This is a genomic window from Rhodococcus sp. I2R, assembly GCF_020889545.1.
In the GTDB taxonomy this organism is placed as follows: domain Bacteria; phylum Actinomycetota; class Actinomycetes; order Mycobacteriales; family Mycobacteriaceae; genus Rhodococcoides.
Window position 1 is genome coordinate 94,689 of sequence record NZ_JAHUTG010000013.1, and the last position, 22,164, is coordinate 116,852.

Sequence of the window (22,164 nt, forward strand, 5' to 3'; positions counted from 1 at the left end):
CGAGTATCGACTTCACCCCGGAGCAGGCGGCTCTCGCTCGCTGGGTTACACCCGTCGTCGGCACGACCGACGGACCGTGACGGCGACCGTGCTGCTTCGCAGGCCCCAACTGTCCGAGGAAGTCGCGGGGCACCTCCGCAGCCAGATCATGTCCGGCGCGCTGCGCCCCGGCTCGTTCGTCCGAATCGAGGACACCGCAGCCGAACTCGGCGTCAGCGCAACCCCCGTGCGGGAGGCGCTGGTCACCCTGCGTGGTGAAGGGCTGGTCGAGCAGATCCCTCGGCGCGGCTATCGCGTGGGCGAGCTACGCCGCGAGGATGTCGAGGACATCTTTTGGCTCCAGGGCACCATCGCCAGCACGCTGGCACGTCGCGCGGCGCGGGTCATCACCGCGGCCCAGATCGAGCAGCTGTCGGGTCTCAACGACCGCGTCCGGGAGGCCGTCGCAAGAGCAGACGCGGACGCCGTCGAATCCTGCGAGTTCGAGTTCCATCGCTTCATCAACAGACTCGCCGGTGGACCGAAACTCGCGTGGTTCCTCTTCGGCGCGATCCGATACACCCCGGCGAGGCTGTACGCCGCGGATCCGGCGTGGGGCCGCGAGTCCGTCCGCAATCATGACGCCCTGCTCTCGGCATTCACGCGCGGTGACCACGGCGCAGTCGGTGAGCTGATGCGTAGCCAGTTCACCGACGGAGCCGAGCGCTTGATCGCCCACCTCGAACAGGCCGGCGTCTGGACCTGATCAGTCCGAGTCGGCGGAACGAGAGGGAACCATCTCGATCACCACGGACTTCGACGTAGGGCAGTTGCTACCGACCGCAGTCGAGTCGAGCGGGACCAGTGGGTTGGTCTCCGGGTAGTACGCGGCGACGCACCCGCGTGGAGTGTCGTACTCGACAATCCGGAACCTCGACGCGCGTCGTTCGAGCTTGTCGCCCTCCCACCTGGTGACCAGATCGACCATCTCGCCGTCACGCAAACCCAGCGCAGCAATGTCCTCGCGGTGGACGAACACCACGCGCCTACCGCCCTCGATCCCGCGGTAGCGATCGCTCAGACCATAGATGGTCGTGTTGAACTGATCGTGGCTTCGCAACGTCTGGAGCAGCAGATGCCCCTCTGGCACATGAAGCACCTCGATCGGCGAGGTCGTGAATTCAGCCTTGCCGGAGGCGGTGTCGAACGTGCGTGAGTCGCGGGGCGGATGCGGAAGCACGAACCCGCCGGGGCGTCGCACGTTGACCTCGTAGCCATCGCAGCCCTGCACCACTCGCGAGATATGTGCGCGAATGCTCCGGTAGTCCTCCCGCATGGCTTTCCAAGCAATGCCGTGGCGGCCACCCAGTGTTGCCTCGGCGATGCCGGTGACAATAGCGACCTCGGACTTCAGATTCTCGCTCGCAGGCTTCAATGGCCCGCGTGAAGAATGCACCGAGCATGTCGAATCCTCCACGGAGATCCACTGCTCGCCGGACTTCTGCACATCCTTCTCGGTGCGTCCGAGCGTCGGCAGAATGAGCGCGGTATCCCCGGTGACCAGGTGCGAGCGATTGATCTTCGTGGAAATGTGCACCGTCATCCGCAGGCCACGCATCGCGTCGAACGTGACATTCGAGTCCGGTGTCGCCTGCACGAAATTGCCGCCCAGGCCGAGAAAGAACCGCGCCTTGCCGTCGCGCATCGCCCGAATCGAATCCACGGTGTCGAGACCGTGCTCGCGAGGTGGGTCGAATCCGAACTCTTTCTCCAGGGCGTCGAGGAAATGTTTCGGTACGCGCTCCCAAATACCCATCGTGCGGTCGCCCTGCACATTCGAGTGCCCCCGAACCGGGAGCAGCCCCGCGCCGCGCTTGCCGATGTTGCCCTGCGCGAACGCGAGATTGGTGACTTCCTTGATGGTGGCGACGGCGTTGCGGTGCTGTGTCAGTCCCATCGCCCAGCAGAAGACTGTGGCCGTGGACTCGCGCAGCATCTGCGCGGCTTCGGTGATCTGTTGCCGGGTCAGCCCTGTCGATGTGGTGACGACGTCCCAGTCGACGGCGGTGACATTGGACCGCCATCTCTCGAAGCCCGTCGTGTACTGCTCGACGAACTCGTGATCGATGGCGTCCCACTCGACCAGCAGTGACCCGATGGCCTGGAACAGAGCGAGGTCACCGTTGCCCCTGATCGGTAGGTGAAAATCGGATAGATCGGTTCCGGGACCGACCATCCCACGCGGAGTCTGAGGATTCTTGAAATTGACCAGTCCGGCCTCGCGCAGCGGATTGATCGTCAGAATTCTCGCGCCGTTCTGCTTCGCCTTCTCGAGAGCGGACAGCATGCGGGGATGATTGGTGCCCGGATTCTGGCCGGCTATGACGATGAGCTGGGCGTCGTAGACATCGTCCAGGGTGACGCTGGCCTTGCCGATTCCGATGGTTTCCTGCAGTGCAACCGAGGTCGACTCGTGACACATGTTGGAACAATCCGGCAGATTGTTGGTCCCGAACGCACGAGCGAAAAGCTGGTAGACGAACGCGGACTCGTTCGACGCCCGCCCGGAGGTGTAGAAAATTGCCTCGTCCGGACTGTCGAGGGCCCGAAGCTGATCACCGATCAGGGAGAACGCATCCTCCCATGCGATGGGTTCGTAGAAGCGGCCGCCGGGGCGTTTGACCATCGGATGCGTGATGCGTCCCTGCTGGCCGAGCCAGTGTTCGGACCGCGCGTCGAGATCGTCGATGCTGTGTCGCGCGAAGAACTCCGGCGTGGCCCGCGTGGTGGTTGCTTCCTCGGCGACTGCCTTGGCGCCGTTCTCGCAGAACTCGGCGGCGTGGCGGTGGCCCGGGTCCGGGTCGGGCCACGCGCAGCTCATGCAGTCGAAACCCTCGGCCTGATTGAGATCGAGGAGTGTCCTCGCGGTGCGCACCGGGCCCATGTGGCCCAGTGCTCGCTTGAGTGAGACGGCAACGGCGACGGGTCCCGCAGCGTGCGTCTTGGGTTTCTCCACACGCAACCGGGTCTCGTCGCCGGACCCGCCTAGCGCAGAGTCGGCCTCGTCGTGAATGCGCATACCGATCCTTTTCGAGTCCGGGTCCGCGCGCAGTGGCCCTGCTTACTTGCCGAGAAGGCCAGTAACCAGGTCGATGTACGACTGCTTGGCGGAATCTTGGCTCGTGCCTTCGAGTTTCGCCCAGGCGTCGTACTTGGCGCGGTTTACCATGTCCAATCTACCCGGCCGTTTGCCGTCGACATCGCCTTTCGTGCCCTGCTTGAACAACGAGTACAGGCGCAGCAGATCGTCGTTGCTGGGCTTGGACGTCAGGGTCTTGACGTCCACCTGTGCCTGTTGGAAAGCCGCGTCGAGATCGGACATGTGTGTGCTCCTTGAGTGTCGGGTGTGTCGATCATGGCACGGAGGTCGACGGACGTGCACCGGCGTCGGCGACGAGTCGCACGCAATGCGCGAGAAATTTCTCGCGCGCGGTGGTGATGGTGCCGTCGAGATAGCCGACGAACAAAGCCGTCAGGGCGCCGACGACACCGACCGCGACGAGGTGTCGCTCGTCGTCGTCACCGGCACTCAGGTGTGGTCGCACCAGTTCGACGAAGCTGGGAACCAACGCGAGGCCACTGCCGCCGATGGCGGGCTCGGTCAGCGGTGCCAACAACAGGACACGTCCGACGCTGGGGTGATCGAGGACCAGTTCGACGAATGCGCGAACAGCGGCCTCGGGGATATCGGCCGGTTCGCTTGCAGCGGCAGCGGCGATGGCGGTGCGCGCCTGTTCGCCGACGTGGGCGTAGACGGCGCGAACGTAGGCGTCGCGGTCGGCGAAGCTCTCGTAGAAGTATCGCTCGGTGAGCCCGGCGCTGCGGCATGCCGCGCGGACGGAGACCGACGGTCCATCGCTGGCTCCGAGCAAGGCAACACCCGCGGTGAGCAGTGCTTCGTGTCGTCGTTGTCGTCGTTCGTCGAGATTCACCGTTCTCCCAAGCCATTGACTACAGGTGTTGTCAGATCATAGTCTGACAACATGCGTAGTCAGTCGGGTGGCGAGCGACCGGTGCCTCTGGGGCCGGAATCGCTGACATGGAAGTACTTCGGAGACTGGAGGGGGATGCTGCAGGGCATCTGGGCTGGGTCGATGCAGAACATGCACCCCGGCCTCGGAGCCGGCGTCGAGCAGCACTCGATCTTCTTCGACGAGCGTTGGCAACGGCTGTACCGATCGCTGTATCCCATCGGGGGAGTGGTGTTCGACGGCGATCGAGCGGAGCAGACAGCCCTGCAGGTGCGTGGCTACCACGACAACATCAAGGGCGTCGACGCGAAGGGGCGGCGCTACCATGCGCTCGATCCCGACACCTTCTACTGGGCCCATGCCACGTTCTTCATGGGCACGATCCTTACCGCCGACCACTTCATGGGAGGCCTCACCGAGGCGCAGAAACGGCAACTGTTCACCGAGCACATCCAGTGGTACCGGCTCTACGGCATGAGCATGAAACCGGTGCCACAGACGTGGGAGGATTTCCAGGAGTACTGGAGGCACATGTGCACCGAGGTGCTCGAGGACAACAAGGCCACCCGCGACGTGCTGGATCTGTCGAACCTGGGCCCGCCGCCCTATGCGTTGTGGATGCCCGAGCGCGTGTGGTCCGTTTTTCGCAGGCCGATCGCCCGAGGGTTCGTCTGGCTCACCGTCGGGTTGTACGAGCAACCGGTGCGCGATCTGTTGGGCTACACCTGGACCGCGCGCGACGAGCGGTTGTTCCGTATCACCGGCAAAGTGGTCGATGCGCTTTTCAAGCTGGTGCCGCCGCGCTACCGCATGCATCCACGCGGCCGGGCAGGTTGGGATCGAGCGCTCGGCCGAGTGGCCGCCGACTCACCGCTGCCGCAGACGCCCGCGCGCAATCTCCCGCCGCTGGCCTCCCGCGACGATCCGAAGCACTACAGCCCTTAGGTGCTTCGCACATGTGAGTGAAAATACATAGCCAGCTATGTATTTTCACTCACATGCGGCGGAGCCGCCTCACCCCTCCCACCAGGGGCGCAGTGGCAAATCTGCCTCGCCCTTGCTGCCGAGCTTGACGCCCAGCACCTGGTGCAGCTGAACGACGTTGCGTTCGAATCCGAGCCGCGATCCGGCCATGTACAGACCCCACACACGTGCGGTGCCCACACCGGCTTCGGCGACGCAGGCGTCCCAGTTCTCCACCAGGTTCTCGCACCACGCTTTCAGGGTGAGCGCGTAGTGCTCGCGGAGATTCTCCTCGTGCCGAACTTCCAGCCCCACGTCCTGCATCTCGGTGATGATGCGACCCGAGCCCGTGAGCTCACCATCGGGGAAGACATATCGGTCGATGAACGATCCGGCGCGCGCATGGGCACGGTTGTCCGGACGGGTGATGCAATGGTTGAGCACCCGGCCACCGACCCGAAGCTTGGACTTGATCGACCCGAAATACGCCGGGTAGTTGTGCACGCCGATGTGTTCGGTGAGTCCGATGGAGGAGACCGCGTCGAACTCGGTCTCGGTGACGTCGCGATAGTCCGAGAAACGAACCTCGGCCAGATCTGACAGCCCTTCGTCCGCGATGGCCTGCTGCGCCCACGCCGCCTGCTCCTTCGACAGCGTGGCACCGATCGCCCGAACCCCGCGACGTGCGGCGTAGCGAACCATTCCGCCCCAGCCACAACCGATATCGAGAAGTCGATCGCCCTCCTTCAGGCCCAGCTTCTCGAAGACGAGTCGATACTTGTTCTCCTGCGCGGCCTCGAGAGTGTCCTCGGGGGAGGTGTACGTCGCGCAGGTGTACGTCATCGACGGCCCGAGCACGTACTCGTAGAAGGTGTTGGAGACATCGTAGTGATGCGAGATCGAATCGGCGTCACGAGTCTTCGAGTGGCGCAGGCCTTCCGCGATCCGACGCCACCGCGGTACCACCTCCTGCGGCGGTGGTGCGATGGGCCGAAGCAGATCCCACCCGAGCGACCGAGTGATCGATGCCAACGTCAGTGCACCGGGGCGTCGAAAGTGCAGTTCGTCGCTGATCAGCCGCAGCATGTCGTACGGGTCGCCGGGGTGAACTCCGACGGGTTCGAGGTCGCCGGAGACGTAGGCCCGCGCCATGCCGAGATCGCCGGGTGCGGTAACGAGGTAGGTCGTCCCGCGTGGGGAATTGAGGTTGAGGCCGATAGCGGCGTCCTCGGGCCCGGCGGCACTACCGTCGTACGCGGTGAAGCGCAGGGGGATGTTGCCCTCGGAAAGGGTTTCGAGAATCTCCGAGATGGTGAGCTTGTGGGCGCGGGTCACATCTCGTGTAGTGGGTTCTTTGAACGTCGTCATTTTCTTAGCACCGCCTTTGCATACATGGTCGATAACCGTGAATGAGGGTCGTACCTTTTCTTCAGCTCCGCGCTTCTTTCGCCGCCGTACAGTTCGGAGAATTCCGCCTGGGTGTAATACGCATCCGAGTAGAGCGACTTGTGTCCGTCGAAATGGGTGACCTTGTGTTCGATGGCCCGGTTGGTGGCGCCTTCGGGCTCACCGGCAACGACGGGGACCGAGGACCAGAACCCGATATTGACGTAGGTTCGTTTCGGTTCGAGGGGGTAGAGGGGCCACGGGCGTGCGGCGTCGGCGCCCGGCGGCGCCGGTTCGCGAAGCCTCAGCGGGCACAGCCACAGCGGTTCGATCGGAACTTCGTCGAGGAACCACCGCAGGAACGATGCGGTGTTCTCGATGGGCACCTCGACGTCCTGGACGACGCGCTCACGTGGCGGGTTGCCCTTGCGGGCCTCGAGGCGGTCGGCGATGTCGTACTTCCGGTCGAGCGCAACGAGTTTCCAGTAGAAGCTCGACCGGCGATACTTGGTGGGCCAGAAGCGTCGAATTCTGGGGTTCTGGGTGCCGAATGCGCGCGAGCACCAGAACCAGTCCGTGTCCCACCGCCACAGGTAATCGTGGATTGTCAGACGGTCCGTCTTGGGTGCATTGCCGTCGTGCTGAATCGAGCGGTAGTAGATCTCGGATCCGGAGCGATAATCGGACACGGGACCCGTCGCGGCGGTCTGGATGCCGAGCGTCAGGTAGCTCTCGCTTTCCGAGAAGACCACGCCGTCGAGGTAATGGACGTCGACGCCGTCGTAGGACCGGTCCGAGGCGATCTCGTCCATCGCCTGCTGCATGCTGTCGAGATCGTGAAACCGGAGGTGTCGCAGTGCGACATACGGCAGCACAGGTTCGAGTCGGATCTTCAGCCGCGTCGCGTATCCGAGCGTGCCGTACGAGTTGGGAAAGCCCCAGAACAATGCGGAGTGGTCGCCGTCGGGTGTCGCGGTGACGATCTCTCCACTACCGGTGAGCACGTCCATCTCGAGGACCGATTCGTGTGGAAGTCCGTTACGAAAGGACGTGCTCTCGATGCCGAGGCCGGTGACGGCGCCGCCGAGTGTGATGGTCTTGAGCTGGGGTACGACGAGCGGAGCCAGACCGTAGGGGAGGGTGGCAGCGACGAGGTCCTCGTAGGTGCACATGCCGGCGACGTCGGCGGTCCTGTTCTGGGCATCGACCGCGATGACCGTCGTCAGCCCCGATACGTCGAGCCCAGGTGCGGTCGGTTCGGCGCGGGCGCGAAAGAGGTTGGATGTCTTCTTCGCGAGCCGGACGGTTGCGTCCGCCGGGATCGCTCGGTAACTGTCGAGCAGCCGTTCGACGCCGGTGCGATGCGCGGCGAAGCCGCATTCGCGAGGAGCGGATCGTCGTCTCGGTAGTGCCAATGCAGGAGCCACAGGGAGACGCTATCGCCGCTGCCCGGTGCGGGCTACCGAGAATGTGCGACGGCGAGCGAAACTTCACCCAAATGTTGTTCGAGACTCCGTGTAGAAACGGACATTTGATGCGCAGATGCATGAAACATGCAAGTCATTTGCACTGCTAAAAATATTTGGTGAAGCATGTCACACCCACTCGCCTGCTCGGTTTCCGCTCTGCCACGAGAAGGGCAGGATGGACGCAGAACCAACAGCAGCACACGATCTAGGGAGACATGTCAGTGGGAAAAGTTACGGCCAGCACGTCGAAGACCATTGCTCAGGCACCGGACCGAGTTCTGGCGGCGCTCGCAGACTACGAGACCGTTCGTCCCCGCATCCTGCCCGAGCAATACCGTGATTACGCCGTCGTGGAAGGCGGGCAGGGATCCGGAACTGTCGTCCAGTGGATTCTGCAGGCCACCTCCAAGCGTTCGCGAAACATGAAGATGTCCGTGACGGTCGAGGGTATGCAGGTAGTCGAACGGGACGCGAACTCGTCCCTGGTCACCACCTGGACCGTCGCCCCGTCGGGTTCAGGAAGCGAGGTGACCGTGCTGACCGAATGGGATGGTGCGGGCGGTATCGGGGGCTTCTTCGAAAAGATCTTCGCGCCGCGCGGACTGAACGCGATCCAAGCGCAGACGCTGACCAACCTGGAAAAGCACGTCCACTAATAGGTTGCGAACCGCGGGTGGCCGATGACGACCGCGGTACCCATGATGACGGCACGCATCGACCACTCGAACTCCGTGTCCGAGTCCCGTACCTTTCCGTCGACGGTCAACGGAATGAGCGTCAGGTCGGTGCGCGCCAACATGGCTTCGCTGTCCTCGGATCGCCGGTTCGGTGTGTGAATCATCTCGGCCAAGGCGATCGCGTGTTCGGACACCGTGCTCACCGCCCAACGCGCCTGCATCGGATTCAACTCGAACAGGGTGGCGTACCGCTGCTCGACGGCATCTATTCGAGCCAGCGCGTTGGGTGAGTCGGCATCGAGGTCTAGCAGGTAGCGGGCGATACCAGGATTGCGGTGCACGAGAGCCCGCAGCTCCACGCTCATGTGCATCAGCGCCTCTTCGAGCGTGTCGGCCTCGGTAGGCATGGGAAATTGCCAGCGCGCCAGAATTTCCTCGGCGATGAGCGTGCGGAGCGTCTCGACGCCCTCGATGTGGTTGTAGATCGCGACGATGCTCACGCCGATCTTCTCGGCCATGGCCTTGACGGTGACCTTCGGCAGGGTGAGTTCGATCCCCGCCTCGATGAGGCTCTCCGGAGTCACCCGACGACGCGACGCTCGGAGCGGCTTCGGGTCGTGCATACACGCAGCATACGACGGCAGGCCTCATCGCGGCCTTGTCGAGTGAACCCCGCGGGCGCGAGCAGTTCATGGCAAGCTTCAATGGTGCGCGAGCGAGCGGTCCGCGAACCGAGGGGGGCCAGTATGGAGCTGCCCGATCGGTCTGCCGAATCAGCCGTGCCGACACTGCAGACACTTGCGATGCACCGACCGCGACCAGGACTGGTACGGATGACGTCCATGCTCACCTCGGTGACGCTGGAACCGAGCTGGGGCGAAGAGGCCATCGCGACTTGGCTGCATTTTCCGGGTTGTTCTCGTGTCGACTACACCGTTCGTCGCTACGACGCCGAACGTGGAATCCTCGAACTCGATCTCACTCCCGGCCCCGAGAGCACGATCATGAACAAGTGGCTCGATTCGGTCGAGATCGGATCCCGGACGCGTCTTGCCCAGCCCGATGTGGGATACATGCCGAACTTCGCCGACGGACGTCGAGTGCTGATCTTCGCCGACGAGTCGTCGATCTCCGCAGTTCGCGCGATCCTCGCCCAGTGGCCGGCAGGGGTGCCGGGCACGATGTGGCTGGACACCCGGGACCCCCGCCATATCGCCGATCTGCCCGTCGTGGCCGGAGTCGGGGTCGTCAGCTTCCATGTCGACATGGGTTTCGACCCGCTCGTCACCGCGGCGCGCCGAGTGGAACTGGACTCGAGCGCCACCGTCTGGGCTGCCGGAGAGACCCGCAGGATGGACGAGATCCGGGCAACGTGCCTCGCCGCAGGGCTCCCCGAGTCCGACACGAGGGTCTTCGGATACTGGGCGGACAACGCCGGCCAGCGGCGCAGTTAGGCTGGTGCTCACGCGTGCGGGCGCCCCGAAAACGGTGGGCGGCGTAGCGAGCGAACTACCGACCGAGAGGACCACCAGTGCAACCCGGTGACCAGCAGCCCGACATGGCGTCCATCATGGCGCAGGCGCAGCAGATGCAGCAGCAGTTGATGGCGGCACAGGCCGAGATCGCCGGCACCGAGGTGACCGGGCAAGCAGGCGGCGGACTGGTCTCTGCGACGGTGCGGGGAACCGGCGAGCTCGTCGGACTTTCCATCGACCCCAAGGTGGTCGACCCCGACGATGTCGAGACCCTGCAGGACCTGATCATCGGAGCAGTGGCCGACGCATCGAAGTCGGCATCAGCGTTGGCTGCCGAGAAGCTGGGTCCGCTGGCGGGTGGGCTCGGCGGGGGTTCGCTCGGCCTTCCCGGCTTCTAGGGCGCACCGCGTGTACGAAGGTCCTGTTCAGGATCTGATAGACGAACTCGGCAAGATGCCGGGTGTAGGCCCGAAAAGCGCTCAGCGCATCGCCTTTCACCTCCTGGGCGTAGAACCGCCGGAGGTCGAGCGGCTGATCAAGGCGCTGCAGCGAGTGCGGGACGGCGTCCAGTTCTGCACCATGTGCGGCACGGTATCGGACAAGGAGCTGTGCCGGATCTGCGCCGATCCGCGCCGCGACCGCAGCATCATCTGCGTCGTGGAAGAACCCAAGGACGTTCAGGCAGTGGAACGCACGCGCGAGTTCAAGGGCCGCTACCACGTGCTCGGCGGCGCGCTCGATCCGCTGAACGGAGTGGGGCCTGATCAACTCCGCATCCGAGAACTGCTGATCCGACTCGGAAACCAGGACGACGGGGTAGATGTCGCGGAGGTCATCATCGCCACCGATCCCAACACCGAGGGTGAAGCGACCGCCACCTATCTCGTCCGGACGATGCGCGATTTCCCCGGGCTGTCCATCACCCGACTCGCCTCCGGTCTGCCGATGGGCGGCGACCTCGAGTTCGCCGACGAGCTCACCCTGGGCCGGGCATTGACGGGTCGTAGGCCGCTCCGCGGCATGTGAGTGGAAATACATAGCAGGACAAGTATTTCCACTCACATCCGGTTATCCACAGGCTGTGGATAACCGGCGATTTGCACCCTCGGGCGGCCCGCCCGTCGGGCATGCTGTGCCTTCATGGACACCAGACCGAGCGGCCGCTTGCAGGAACATCTCGACGAGCAATGCGGCATCCTGACGACCCGGCAGCTCTACGGTCTGGGCGAGAACCGTGAGTCGATCAGACACGCGGTCGAGACCGGCCAATGGCTGCGAGTCTTCCGGGGAGTCTTCGCCGTCACGAACGGCCCGCTGACGCGCGAGATGCAGTTGTCGGCGGCTCTCCTCTACGCGGGGCCGAGAGCACTGTTGAGCCATGACACCGCAGCCGAGGCATGGGGGATCTCACGACCGACGGAGGGGCCGGTACACGTGACGGTCCCGTACGGCTGTTCCGCGATCAGTCAGCCGCCGACGTTGCGCCACGCAGATCGAAGATTCACAGCCACTGCGCACGAGGTCATCCATCCGGGCGTCGAGGTGCACAGGTCGCGAGCCATGGCACACATCGGAGCCGGCACGAACCCGCTACGAACTGGCAAACCCGATACCGTCCTGGACCTCGCGGTGGCCCAACCGGCAGCCAGAGAGGCGATGATCTGCATGGTGTCGGCGATGGCCTCGGGTGCTGTGTCGGTGGACCTCATGCGCCGCAAACTCGAGCTTCGTCGGCCTCGGCGCTACCGGCGAGCGCTGTTCGACACCGTCGTCCTGCTCGGCGAAGGGGTGCATTCCGTCCTCGAACACAGGTATGTCCTCGACGTCGAACAGGCGCACGGACTTCCGACGGCGACGCGTCAGGCGCCCCATCACGTCGACGGCCGCGTCCTGTTCGAGGATGTGCTCTACGAGCAGTTCGGGCTCATCGTCAGGCTCGACGGCCAGGCCTTCCACAGCGCGAAGCAGCGAAGATTCCGAGACCGAAGACGGGACAACTCAGCCGAGTTGCGCAATCTCCCGCGCCTGTCCTACGGCTGGGACGACGTGACGAAGGATCCCTGCGCGGTCTACGGGGAGGTCCGGGCAGTGCTCGTGCGGGAGGGATGGAGTGATGTGTCTTTTCCCTGCAGGCGCTGCGCGCATGTGAGTGAAAGTACATAGCGGGCTATGTATTTCCACTCACATGTGGCGGAGCCGCTCCCTCCGGAGCTGGGTTACCTCCGGCAGATCAAGGGGCGCCAACCGGGTGCCCAGGGCCTTCTCCAGCAGGTAGTCCGCCAGTTCCGGATTCCGCGCGAGCACGGGGCCGTGCATGTACGTGCCGATCACCGACCCCTGCACGACGCCCTCGCGTCCGTCGCCGACGCCGTTGCCCACACCGGAGGTGACCTTCGCCAGCGGAGCTGCGTCGAGGCCGAGAGTGGTTCCACCGCGGTGGTTCTCGAACCCGGTGAGCTTTGCGCTCAGACCGTCGAGGAAAGGTTCGCTCACGACCTCCCCGATGGATCGCTTCTCCTGCGGTGCGGTGGTGACATCGAACATCGAAATGCCGTCCACGCGTTCACCCGCGGAGGTCTCGTACCAGTGCCCGAGTACCTGGATCGCCGCGCAGATCGCGAGAACCGGAACGCCCCGCTCCGCCGCTTTCTGCAGCCCGGGATACTTCGTCAGGTGGCGGGTGGCCAGGCGTTGCGCTGAATCCTCGGCTCCGCCCAGGGTGTAGACTTCGCACGATTCCGGAACGGGATCATTGAGCGTGATGTGCACGACTTCGGCGTCGATATCGCGCATGCGCAACCGCTGGCGCAGGATCAGGGCGTTGCCGTTGTCCCCGTAGGTACCCATGACGTCGGGTAGCACGAGACCGATGCGGACAGTGGACTCAGACATCGCTCACCTCGCGTGCGAGTGCGCGCCCGAGGTCGCGGAACGCGGTGTAGTTGGCCAAGACCTCGACGCGTCCCGGCGGACAGGATGCGATGGCAGCGAGTGGGTCCGCGACGGTGGTGTGCGGCGAACCGGCGTAGAGCAACCGCACGCCGAGATCGGTGGCACGCTCACCGGAGGCGACGACGGCCACGTTCTCGAAGTGCTCGAAGCGCACGTCCCACAACCACGACAGATCCTCCCCGTCGGGGACCTGCCCGTTGACGGCGATCACGAGACCGTCCACGGTGGGGTCGATCATCGACAGGGCCTCCTGCCACCCGGCGGGATTTTTCGCCAGGAGCAACCGCACCGAGTGCGATCCGTATTGAACTGTGGAGTATCGGCCCGCGACTTCCTCGACGCCTGCTGCGGCCGCGACGGCATCGGAGGGCGCGGTGCCGAGCGTCACTGCGGCGGCGACGGCCTGGGCTGCGTTGCCGCGGTTCGCCCGGCCCGGCAGCGCCAATGTCATCGGGATCTTCAGCCCGTCGGGGCCGTAGAGATAGTCGTCGTCGAGCCACCAGTCCGGTTCCGGCCGCTGGAAATCCGATCCGGTGCTGTACCAGTGCGCGCCGTCCCAGACGATGGGTTCGCCGGTGCGCGGGCAGCTGACCGAGTCGCCGGCCCAGCCGCCACCGGCCGCCACCCAGACGACATTGGGGGCGTCGTAGGCGGCCGAGGTGACGAGGACGTCATCGCAGTTGGCGATGACGACGGTCTCGGGGTGCCGCGCCAGCCCGGCGCGGAGTTTCCGTTCGATCATGTTGATCTCGCCGACACGGTCGAGCTGATCGCGGCTGAGGTTGAGTAGGACGACGGCCGCGGGTGAGACGGCGTCGCACACGTGCGGTACGTGGAGTTCGTCGACTTCGAGCGCGGCGAGCGGTGCGTCGAAGTTGGCGTGCAGAGCCGCGACGATGCCGGCATCCATGTTCGCTCCGTCGGCCTGCGTGGCGACCTCGCCGAGCGTGGCGAGTGCGGCAGCGGCCATCCTCGTCGTCGTCGACTTGCCGTTGGTTCCGGTGATGACGACGGTACGACGCCCCGATCCGAGCCCGGTGAGGATGTCCGGGTCGATTTTGAGGGCGACGAGGCCACCGATCATCGATCCTTTACCGCGCCCTGCCTTGCGTGACGCCCATCTCGCTGCTTCCGCCGCCCGCAGCGCCAATCGGCCGCGCGCACCGATTGCCGCTCTGCGCTCACCCGTTCGAACCATGCGCCGAGTCTGGCACAAACATCCGGCTCGACTCTCCTCGTAATGTGGCGCCACCCGCTATGTTGACTGAAACAGGTTCTAGAAAGGAACTCGCATGGTCCCAGCTGCCGATGTCGTCCGTAAGACCGTCGACGCCTATGTCCAGGCCGTCGCGCATGGGACCGTCGATGACATTCTTGCCCTGTACGCCGAGGGAGCGACCGTGGAAGATCCGGTCGGTACCGAGGTCAGGACGACCGAGCAGGCGATCAGGGAGTTCTACGCGGTGCTGGAGCCCTTGGAGCAGTCGGCGGAACTCCTCGCGTGCAAGATCGCTTCCAACTCTGCGGCTTTCCACTTCAGGCTGGTGTCCAAATTCGGGGAGAACACGTTCGAAGTGGCACCCATCGACGTGATGGAATTCGACGACGACGGCAGAATCACATCGATGCGGGCGTATTGGTCGCCCGAGGATCTGGTCCAGCTTTCTGGAAACTGACGGAATGCCCAGATCGCAGTCGGCGACATCACACCCGCAGTGGCTCGGCCAACGGCGCGGGGGCTGCGGCGGCGCGCCTGCTTGCCATTCCTCCCACGCTCCCGACGATGACGACGGCTGCCCCGATCAGTGACAGCACGGTGGGTATCTCGGCCAGGAATATCCACGCCGCCCCGATTCCGACGACGGGGACCAGCAGTGAGAACGGTGCGACGACTCCAGCGGGGTTGCGGCTGATGAGCACGGTCCACAGGCCTGATCCAGCGATGGTGCCCACGAGCACGATGTAGGCCAGTCCGGCAAGCGCGGGCCACCCGGTTGCGCTGAACGACTCTGCGAGCGCGCGCCACCCGGTTGTCGGTCCCTCGGTGGCTGCGGACAGGGCGAGCATCGGGATCGGCGGGACGACGCACATCCACAACATCAGTCGCATCGGTTCGGTCGACTTCGCCAGGCGGTTGCCCAGGTTGCCGAAAGCCCAGCCCAGTCCCGCGAGCAGCGTCAGGACAACGGGAACGAGTGAGGCTGCCTGCGAGCGGTCGTATCCGATGAGACACATACCGGCGATGGCGATGGTGATACCGAGGATCTGGCGTCGGCTCACGTGTTCCCGCAGTAGAAGCGCGCCGAGAACGATGGTGAACGGTGCCGAGGATTGCAGCACGAGGGAGGCGAGACCGGTGGGCATGCCGGCGTTCATCGCGGCGAAGAGGAATGCGAACTGGGCGAATCCGAACCCGAAGCCGTACAGCAGCAGCCACTTGATCGGGACATCGGGGCGTCGCACGAAAAGGAGTACGGGGACGGCGATGACCAGGAAGCGCAGTCCAGCGAAGAAGAACGGTGGGAAGTGGTCGAGTCCGACGCGGATGGCGAGGAAGTTCAGTCCCCACAGCACGGCGACGGTCAGTCCGAGGAGGCGGTCGCGTGTGTTCACGTGATCCATGGTGGATGCCAGCATGCATCAGGACAATCGAATAAAAGTGCAATGACACTTAAGATTCTCTACATGAACCTCGAGCGTCTACGCATCCTGCGCGAGTTGGCCGACCGCGGCACCGTGGGCGCGACGGCCGCAGCACTGTCGTTGACGCCGTCGGCAGTGTCGCAGCAACTCAAGCTGCTAGCCAAAGAGGCCGGCGTGAAGTTGCTGGAACCGGACGGTCGACGGCTGCGACTGACCGACGCCGGTCGAGCGCTCGTACTGCGTGCCGACGAGGTTCTCGCTGCGCTCGATCGCGCGGCTGCCGAGATGGCCTCCTACAGCGCCTCACCTCGTGGACGCGTGCGCGTGGCACTCTTCCCCTCGGGTGCGGCCCTGTTGCTGCCGGGCGTGTTCGAGCGACTGCTGGGCAGCGAGATCCTCCTCGACGCCAGCGACGAGGATGTGCCCGCCTCTGCCGTCCCGGTCTTGCTCGCCGATTACGACGTCGTACTGACGCATCGAGACGAGCGTGCGCCCGCCACCGCTGGTCCCCGAATCGAGGTGACGGCGCTGATGCGGGAGCCGATCGATCTCGTGCTCCCTGCGGGTCATCGCCTGGCCGGCCAGGATTCGGTCGATGTACGCCAGCTCGCCGACGAAAGGTGGATCAGCGTTCGCGGCGGATTCCCCGTCGACGACGTCCTGCTGTCGGTCGCCGCTGCGACCGGCGTCGCACCGCGGGTGGTGCAGCGTATCAACGACTTTCGTGTCACCGAGGAGCTCGTTGCGCGCGGACACGGCGTAGCGCTGTTGCCGCGCTACGCCGTGGTGCACCCCTCGCTGGTGCGGCTGCCGCTGTCCGGAGTGCGGGCCGGTCGGATCTACGAACTGGCGACCCGGCCCGGTGCGCGTGCACTCCCGGCGGTGTCCGCGGTGATAGAGGCCTTTCGTGGTGAGGTGGCCGCTACTGCAACGCCTTTGCCTTGAGCTGTCCGAATTCCTCTTCGGTGATGGTTCCCTTGTCCAGCAGCGTCTTGGCGTGCGCGATCTCCTCGGCCGACGTGCGTCCCGCGACCTGCCTGATGTACTGGTCCTGCTCGTCCTTCGCTTCCTGCATGGCCGCGACCTGACGCTTGGACATGCCGTCACCCTTGGCGATGAGGTAGATCAACGCGGTCAGGAACGGAGCAACAATGAGGAAGAACACCCAGATGGCCTTGACCCAGCCCGAGCTCTTGTGGTCCCGGAACAGATCGCCGATGATCGAGAAGAGCACCATGAGGTACGCGATGAACGCGAAGCTCACGATGATGAGCCACAAAAAATCCCAGAACGAGTCCACGATGACAGCTCCATTTCCGCTGGTGAAAGATCCAGCGCAATAGTCGCACCGTGGCGGGGTCAAGATCATCATCCGAAACAGGTGAGATCGAGGTTGTGCTGTGTTTCCGGCGACTATCCGTGCACAACCTCGATCTCGGCGGGGCTACTTCAGGGCGCGGTTGACGGCCGACACCACGGCCCGGAGCGAGGCGGTGGTGATCGACGTCGCGATACCTGCCCCCCACACCGTGACTGCGCTGCCGTCGGGCCCGGTGACCGATGCTTCGACATAGGCGGCCGCCTGCGCGTCGTCGCCCGCCGACATGGCGTGCTCCGAGTAGTCCAGAACGCTGACGCCGTAACCGACGGTGGAGAGTGCGTCGACGAACGCTGCGAGCGGGCCGTTGCCGGAACCGGAAATGTCCTGCTCGACGCCCTCCAGCTTGACCGTCGCGACGATGGCGTCGGTGCCGCCGTCTGTCTCCGCAGCCGTGACGCGCTGTTTGATGCGTTCGAGCGGACGAATGGGGCTCAGGTATTCCTGGGCGAAGACGTCCCAAATCTCCTTCGGCGAAACCTCGCCACCCTCACCGTCGGTGATGCGTTGCACGGCCTGGGAAAACTCGATCTGCAGCCGACGCGGCAGCGCGAGGCCGTGGTCGGACTTCATGATGTACGCGACGCCGCCCTTGCCGGACTGCGAGTTGACGCGGATGACCGCCTCGTAGGTGCGGCCTACGTCCTTCGGATCGATCGGCAGATACGGAACCTGCCACGTGATCTCGGAGACATCCGAATCTTGTTCGTCTGCAGTCGCTTTCATTGCGTCGAGACCCTTGTTGATCGCGTCCTGGTGGCTACCGGAGAACGCGGTGTAGACCAGATCGCCGCCGTAGGGGTGGCGTTCGGGCACCAGCAGCTGGTTGCAGTACTCGACGGTGCGCCGTACCTCGTCGATGTTGGAGAAGTCGATCTGCGGATCGACGCCGCGCGTGTACAGGTTGAGTCCCAGCGTCACCAGGCACACGTTGCCGGTGCGCTCGCCGTTACCGAACAGGCACCCTTCGATGCGGTCGGCGCCGGCCTGGTAACCCAGTTCCGCTGCGGCCACGCCAGTTCCGCGGTCGTTGTGCGGATGCAGCGACAGGATGATGCTGTCGCGGCGATCGAGATTGCGGCTCATCCACTCGATGGAGTCGGCGTACACGTTCGGGGTTGCCATCTCGACCGTCGCCGGCAGATTCAGAATGATCGGCTTGGCCGGAGAGGGATCGATGACGTCGACCACCGCGTCGCACACCTCCTTGGCGTACGCCAGCTCGGTGCCGGTGTACGACTCGGGGGAGTACTCGTACCGCCACTCCGTATCCGGGTAGTTCGCGGCGACCTCGAGGCACTTGCGTGCGCCGTCGGTGGCGATCTTGGTGATGGTCTCGCGTTCGGCGCGGAAGACCACCCGGCGCTGCAGGATGGACGTCGAATTGTAGAAGTGCACGATGACGCTGCGTGCGCCCTCGCAGGCGAGGAAGGTGCGCTCGATGAGCTCCGGTCGGCACTGCGTCAGCACCTGGATGGTGACGTCATGGGGAATGGCGCCGTCCTCGATGATCTCGCGGACGAAGTCGAAATCGGTCTGGCTGGCCGACGGGAAGCCGACCTCGATCTCCTTGTAACCCATGCGCACGAGCAGGTCGAACATCCGGCGTTTGCGGGCCGGACTCATCGGGTCGATCAGGGCCTGGTTGCCGTCCCGTAGGTCTACCGCGCACCACTGCGGGGTGCGGTCGATGATTTTGTCGGGCCACGTGCGGTCGGCCAGCGTGACTGGCTCGACCTCCTCCGCGAACGGGCGGTAGCGGTAGGTCGGCATCGAGGAATTCTTCTGCGTGTTCCACACGGGCTGATCGCTCGGTGCGGGACGCGAGGGTGGGGTGATGGTGCGCGATCCGGATGTGAATGCGTCGGCTGGTGACATTGGCTTTGATCTCCGAGGTTATTACCTGAAATGGTTATCGACCGGCGCGAAGAACCCCGCGACGGGAAGCCAGTCTGTGTCAGACCCCGTCGCGGCGATCGAGGAGGAGCGCGCGCTGCATAACGCCGAGTGTACTACCGCACACACCCTCCGCACCCGTGGGTTGACCGAACCGGTCAGTCCGGCAACCTGCGCAGTTCGACGACGGTCAGCCCCAGGGCGTCGAATCGCGCCAGCATGCCGCGCAGCGCCGTGTCGTCTTCGAGCGGCCCGAACAATCGCGTGCAGGGATATGGCGTCCTTGCCACGGCAAGATCGGGGAATGCGGCTTTGGTGCGGTCGGTCATGTCGCCTTCGACGACGAACTCGTAGCGCACCGGATGTGTGTCGGCGGGCTGAGCCATGGTCGTGCTCCTCGTCGGGTCCGCAAGGATCGTGATTACTTGGGGCCGGGCTACCGGCGTCACTATCAGCGTCCATCCACCGCGCCCGGTCGGCATCACCCGCAGGAGATGAGTAATGCGGGGCTGCTGTGCTCAGAGCAGACCAAGTTCGTGTGCCGTGGCAATGGCGTCACGACGAGAGCGCACCTCGAGCTTGCGATAGATCCCTCGTAGGTGTGTCTTGACGGTGTTCACCGATACGAAATGGTCGGCAGCGATCTGCTCTGCGGTTCGCCACGATGGCAGTTCACGGAGCAGTTCGAGCTCCCGGCGAGTCAATGCTCCCGAGGTTCGGCGAGCGGTCATGTTCGCGTCCTGCGGGACCGCGGCGCGCGCGAGGTCCGCAAAGGACTCGAGGGCGCCGAAGCGCCCGTGGTTGTGCGAGAGAATGTCGCGAATGGGCAGGCCGGCTTCGGCGAAGGGCAGAAGGATGCTCTCCGGTTCCGCAATCGCCAAAGCCCGCACCACCGTGTCGAACGCCCGAGTGGGATGCGCACGCGCTGCTGCCACGCACGCCGAGGCGAGGAGTGCGCGCACGAGCGTGACCTGGTTGAGGCAGCGGCGGCTGCCGGTGATCACCGCGTTCAGTTCGGTATCGGCGGCGTCGAGTCGGCCGTTGAAGCGATGCACCTCCGCGGCGAGCACCGAGACCTCCCCGACTCGTCCGAGCCGCCGAGCCGTGAGTTCGACCAGTTCGGTGGCGCGATGCACCTGCCCGGACGCCAGGTAGCGGTGGGCGATCATCGGAACCAGCAGACCCTCGAAGGCAGGAACGACCGGAAGATCGAACTCGAGCCTCTCCCGGTCATGACGCCCGTGGTTCTCACCTGCAGCGCGGGATGCCTCGCGCGCGTTCGACGCCCGCGCTGCCTCGACAACCCAGTGCGCACGGCGTCCGTACTCTGCGACTGCGGGAACGGGTGATCCGGTGAAGGCTGCCCAGACGTCCTCCGGATTCGGTGTCGATGTCGGATCCAGCCGCACGGCCGCAACGATCAGATCGATCGACTGGTTCATTGCGTAGACGGGTGAATCGAGGAGGCGGTACTTCAGTGCGTACTCCCGGCCCTGTTCTGCGGTGCCCAACGCATCGCTGAGGTGCCCGGCCAGAAACTGGCATCCGGCCTCGAGCGTCAGGCAGGCCAGGACGGTGAGGTGGAGGTTGCCGGCCCTGGCATTGGCCGCTGCGTCCGACAAGGACTGCTGTGCGGCGGTGAATCGACTCAGGTGCAGGTGGGCCAGACCTACCACCATCAGCGTGTACGCATCGAGTTCGGGTGAACCGGACGCTCCCACGTCGAGTTGCTCGAGGCGGTCCAGCGCTGCCGAGGTATTTCCGGCCCCGAGAGTCGCATGCAGCTCGAGTGCCCGACGCAGCATCTCGGCATCGCGATCTCCGTGCGGCGTGTAGTTCGCGCGTCGGAGTGCGGACAGTATCGACACCGCCGGGGCAGTGTTGCCCTCGGCCATCAGAGCCGCCGCGGAAATCAGCGACGCGGTGGGGTCGCGTCGGACGTCGACGGGGCTGTGCTCGATGGCGCTGAGTACCTCGGCTGAGTTGCCGCGCAACACCATCCCGAGTCCGGATTCGACAAGGATCGCCAGAATCGCCGGGCAGTCGCCGGCGTGAACGCTGTGCGAGAGCGCTTGCAGTGGTTGCCGATAGTCGTTGAACCAGGACGACGCGACGCGCTCGAGGTTGCGTATCTGAGCTGCACCGAGGCGCGCGATCTCGGCGCGCAGATACTCGCGCATCAGCGGGTGGTATCGATAGACGGGGTCCGATTCGGGGATCCGGTCGAGGAGAAAATTCTGCGCGATGAGGTCGTCGAGGATGTCCTGTGCATGCGGGTTGCCGGTGAGTCGCTCCGCTAGATCGGTTGTGAACCATTCCGGCACAGAGGTTTCCAGTAGAAATGTGCGAACCTCGGCGGTCAGGTGCGACAGAATCTCGCCGACGAGATAGTCGGCCACGCTGTGCTGCGAGCCGGTGAATGCCTCGATCACTTCCGGTGGGCGCTGTGAACCCGTGAGCGCCATTGCTGCCAGGCGCAATCCCGCCGCCCAGCCTTCGGTTCTGTTCATCAGCTTGGCGGAGTCACTCGGATCGAGCTCGATAGCCGACCGCGCGAACAGCTGCGAGGCCTCGTCCTCGGTGAAGGCTATGGCCGAGGGTGAGATGTCGTGCACGAGGCCGTCGAGGCGCAGCTTCTGTAGTGCGAGTGGTGGCTCGAACCGGCCCGCGACGATGGTCCGGACATTGCGCGGCGGCCAGCGCAGGAAGTTGCCGAGAACGGTAAGCATGTCGTTCTCGTGCAGGAGGTGGCAGTCATCGAGAATCAGCGTGATGTGCTCGTCGACGGATTCGAGCGCATCGACCAGAGCGGCGGTGAAATTCGCGTACGACGGATCGTCGGCGGTGGGCAGTGACTCGACGGCCGCGGCCAGGGCGGCCGATCCGGACTGTGAGAACGTCGAGACGATGACCTCGCGCAGATGCGCGAGGTCGTTGTCGGATTCGTCGACAGTGAGCCATGCGATCGCCTCGGCGTCGAGCGCGCGGCTGGTGGCAGAGCGGCGTGCTGCTACCCAGTCGGCGAGCAACGTCGTCTTGCCTGCACCAGCAGGCGCCGTCAGCAGCGTGACCGTACCGGCAGTGTCGGCGCGGTCGAGTAGATCGAGCAAGCGTCGACGTCGAATGGTGGACCGGCCGGGCGCCGGCACGCGACTGCGCAGCGTGGGCGTGGAGTAGGGCAACGTGGTCATACGCAACCCTCTCCCGACTGACAAGGCGCAAGCGATGTGGCGGACGGCCCAATAGTATTACGTTCCTTACGGTTTGGGGTGCCAACACTGCAAATCGGGTGGCCCGGTCTGTTTTGTCGAGACT

21 protein-coding genes and 1 pseudogene are annotated in these 22,164 nt (G+C 64.7%); 9 read left to right on the forward strand and 13 right to left on the reverse strand.

Annotation, left to right across the window (positions count from 1 at the left end):
- Positions 1 to 76 precede the first annotated feature (76 nt).
- Positions 77 to 745 carry a GntR family transcriptional regulator gene (locus tag KVY23_RS15395; RefSeq protein WP_230557332.1) on the forward strand — a complete coding sequence of 223 codons (669 nt, stop codon included), beginning with the start codon at positions 77 to 79 and terminating at the stop codon, positions 743 to 745.
- Between the two features lie 30 nt (positions 746 to 775).
- Here the strand turns inward: KVY23_RS15395 and KVY23_RS15400 are convergent.
- The 3 genes and pseudogenes from KVY23_RS15400 to KVY23_RS15410 all read right to left on the reverse strand — a co-directional run.
- Positions 776 to 3,058, reverse strand: a pseudogene (locus KVY23_RS15400) (FdhF/YdeP family oxidoreductase); the annotation flags it as partial.
- A gap of 42 nt (positions 3,059 to 3,100) precedes the next feature.
- Entirely contained in the window at positions 3,101 to 3,361 is a 261-nt protein-coding gene (locus tag KVY23_RS15405) for an acyl-CoA-binding protein (protein WP_075838484.1), read from the reverse strand.
- 31 nt (positions 3,362 to 3,392) lie between these two features.
- Positions 3,393 to 3,971, reverse strand: coding sequence for a TetR/AcrR family transcriptional regulator (locus KVY23_RS15410; protein ID WP_206509014.1), 579 nt, complete (start codon positions 3,969 to 3,971; stop codon positions 3,393 to 3,395).
- A 51-nt stretch (positions 3,972 to 4,022) separates the two neighbouring features.
- Between KVY23_RS15410 and KVY23_RS15415 the strand changes: the two genes are divergently transcribed.
- Positions 4,023 to 4,955: an oxygenase MpaB family protein gene (locus KVY23_RS15415; protein WP_230557334.1), complete on the forward strand. Its 933-nt coding sequence runs from the start codon at positions 4,023 to 4,025 to the stop codon at positions 4,953 to 4,955.
- Between the two features lie 69 nt (positions 4,956 to 5,024).
- Here the strand turns inward: KVY23_RS15415 and KVY23_RS15420 are convergent, their stop codons facing one another.
- On the reverse strand, positions 5,025 to 6,341 hold the full coding sequence (locus KVY23_RS15420; RefSeq protein ID WP_230557335.1) for a class I SAM-dependent methyltransferase: 1,317 nt from the start codon (positions 6,339 to 6,341) through the stop codon (positions 5,025 to 5,027).
- Positions 6,338 to 7,786, reverse strand: a complete 1,449-nt coding sequence (locus KVY23_RS15425; protein WP_374108727.1) for an FAD-binding oxidoreductase — start codon at positions 7,784 to 7,786, stop codon at positions 6,338 to 6,340. Before KVY23_RS15425 ends, KVY23_RS15420 begins: the two co-directional genes overlap by 4 nt.
- Positions 7,787 to 8,049: 263 nt before the next feature.
- On the opposite strand from KVY23_RS15425, the gene KVY23_RS15430 reads away from it, so the two are divergent.
- Positions 8,050 to 8,484 carry an SRPBCC family protein gene (locus tag KVY23_RS15430; RefSeq protein ID WP_075838481.1) on the forward strand — a complete coding sequence of 145 codons (435 nt, stop codon included), beginning with the start codon at positions 8,050 to 8,052 and terminating at the stop codon, positions 8,482 to 8,484.
- Here the strand turns inward: KVY23_RS15430 and KVY23_RS15435 are convergent.
- Positions 8,481 to 9,128 (reverse strand): hypothetical protein, encoded by a 648-nt coding sequence (locus KVY23_RS15435; protein WP_230557336.1) that lies wholly within the window; start codon positions 9,126 to 9,128, stop codon positions 8,481 to 8,483. The two genes, KVY23_RS15430 and KVY23_RS15435, sit on opposite strands and share 4 nt — an antisense overlap.
- Before the next feature lie 210 nt (positions 9,129 to 9,338).
- Between KVY23_RS15435 and KVY23_RS15440 the strand changes: the two genes are divergently transcribed.
- From KVY23_RS15440 to KVY23_RS15455, 4 genes are all read left to right on the forward strand, one after another.
- Positions 9,339 to 9,959: a siderophore-interacting protein gene (locus KVY23_RS15440; RefSeq protein WP_230557337.1), complete on the forward strand. Its 621-nt coding sequence runs from the start codon at positions 9,339 to 9,341 to the stop codon at positions 9,957 to 9,959.
- Positions 9,960 to 10,036: 77 nt separating this feature from the next.
- On the forward strand, positions 10,037 to 10,378 hold the full coding sequence (locus tag KVY23_RS15445; RefSeq protein ID WP_075838479.1) for a YbaB/EbfC family nucleoid-associated protein: 342 nt from the start codon (positions 10,037 to 10,039) through the stop codon (positions 10,376 to 10,378).
- 10 nt (positions 10,379 to 10,388) lie between these two features.
- A complete protein-coding gene (gene recR / locus KVY23_RS15450; RefSeq protein WP_206509017.1) occupies positions 10,389 to 11,006 on the forward strand; it encodes a recombination mediator RecR in 618 nt (205 codons plus the stop codon).
- Between the two features lie 114 nt (positions 11,007 to 11,120).
- Positions 11,121 to 12,143, forward strand: coding sequence for a type IV toxin-antitoxin system AbiEi family antitoxin domain-containing protein (locus KVY23_RS15455; RefSeq protein WP_230557338.1), 1,023 nt, complete (start codon positions 11,121 to 11,123; stop codon positions 12,141 to 12,143).
- 18 nt (positions 12,144 to 12,161) lie between these two features.
- On the opposite strand, the gene KVY23_RS15460 is transcribed toward KVY23_RS15455, so the two are convergent.
- Both KVY23_RS15460 and KVY23_RS15465 read right to left on the reverse strand, forming a co-directional pair.
- Positions 12,162 to 12,872 carry a type 1 glutamine amidotransferase gene (locus KVY23_RS15460; RefSeq protein ID WP_230557339.1) on the reverse strand — a complete coding sequence of 237 codons (711 nt, stop codon included), beginning with the start codon at positions 12,870 to 12,872 and terminating at the stop codon, positions 12,162 to 12,164.
- Positions 12,865 to 14,130: a MurT ligase domain-containing protein gene (locus tag KVY23_RS15465; RefSeq protein ID WP_075838475.1), complete on the reverse strand. Its 1,266-nt coding sequence runs from the start codon at positions 14,128 to 14,130 to the stop codon at positions 12,865 to 12,867. The genes KVY23_RS15460 and KVY23_RS15465 overlap by 8 nt, the downstream gene beginning before the upstream one ends.
- Positions 14,131 to 14,224: 94 nt before the next feature.
- Between KVY23_RS15465 and KVY23_RS15470 the strand changes: the two genes are divergently transcribed.
- Positions 14,225 to 14,608 carry a nuclear transport factor 2 family protein gene (locus KVY23_RS15470; RefSeq protein WP_230557340.1) on the forward strand — a complete coding sequence of 128 codons (384 nt, stop codon included), beginning with the start codon at positions 14,225 to 14,227 and terminating at the stop codon, positions 14,606 to 14,608.
- A 28-nt stretch (positions 14,609 to 14,636) separates the two neighbouring features.
- Here the strand turns inward: KVY23_RS15470 and KVY23_RS15475 are convergent, their stop codons facing one another.
- On the reverse strand, positions 14,637 to 15,545 hold the full coding sequence (locus KVY23_RS15475; RefSeq protein ID WP_206509019.1) for an EamA family transporter: 909 nt from the start codon (positions 15,543 to 15,545) through the stop codon (positions 14,637 to 14,639).
- Positions 15,546 to 15,617: 72 nt separating this feature from the next.
- Between KVY23_RS15475 and KVY23_RS15480 the strand changes: the two genes are divergently transcribed.
- Complete coding sequence (locus tag KVY23_RS15480) at positions 15,618 to 16,520, forward strand: LysR family transcriptional regulator (RefSeq protein WP_075838473.1); 903 nt, start codon at positions 15,618 to 15,620, stop codon at positions 16,518 to 16,520.
- Here KVY23_RS15480 and KVY23_RS15485 read toward each other — a convergent pair.
- From KVY23_RS15485 to KVY23_RS15500, 4 genes are all read right to left on the reverse strand, one after another.
- A complete protein-coding gene (locus tag KVY23_RS15485; RefSeq protein ID WP_075838515.1) occupies positions 16,498 to 16,875 on the reverse strand; it encodes an SHOCT domain-containing protein in 378 nt (125 codons plus the stop codon). The genes KVY23_RS15480 and KVY23_RS15485 overlap by 23 nt on opposite strands.
- A gap of 144 nt (positions 16,876 to 17,019) precedes the next feature.
- On the reverse strand, positions 17,020 to 18,831 hold the full coding sequence (gene leuA, locus KVY23_RS15490) for a 2-isopropylmalate synthase (RefSeq protein ID WP_230557341.1): 1,812 nt from the start codon (positions 18,829 to 18,831) through the stop codon (positions 17,020 to 17,022).
- 176 nt (positions 18,832 to 19,007) lie between these two features.
- Entirely contained in the window at positions 19,008 to 19,235 is a 228-nt protein-coding gene (locus KVY23_RS15495) for a hypothetical protein (RefSeq protein WP_206509021.1), read from the reverse strand.
- A gap of 132 nt (positions 19,236 to 19,367) precedes the next feature.
- Complete coding sequence (locus tag KVY23_RS15500) at positions 19,368 to 22,040, reverse strand: LuxR C-terminal-related transcriptional regulator (RefSeq protein WP_230557342.1); 2,673 nt, start codon at positions 22,038 to 22,040, stop codon at positions 19,368 to 19,370.
- Positions 22,041 to 22,164: the final 124 nt, after the last annotated feature.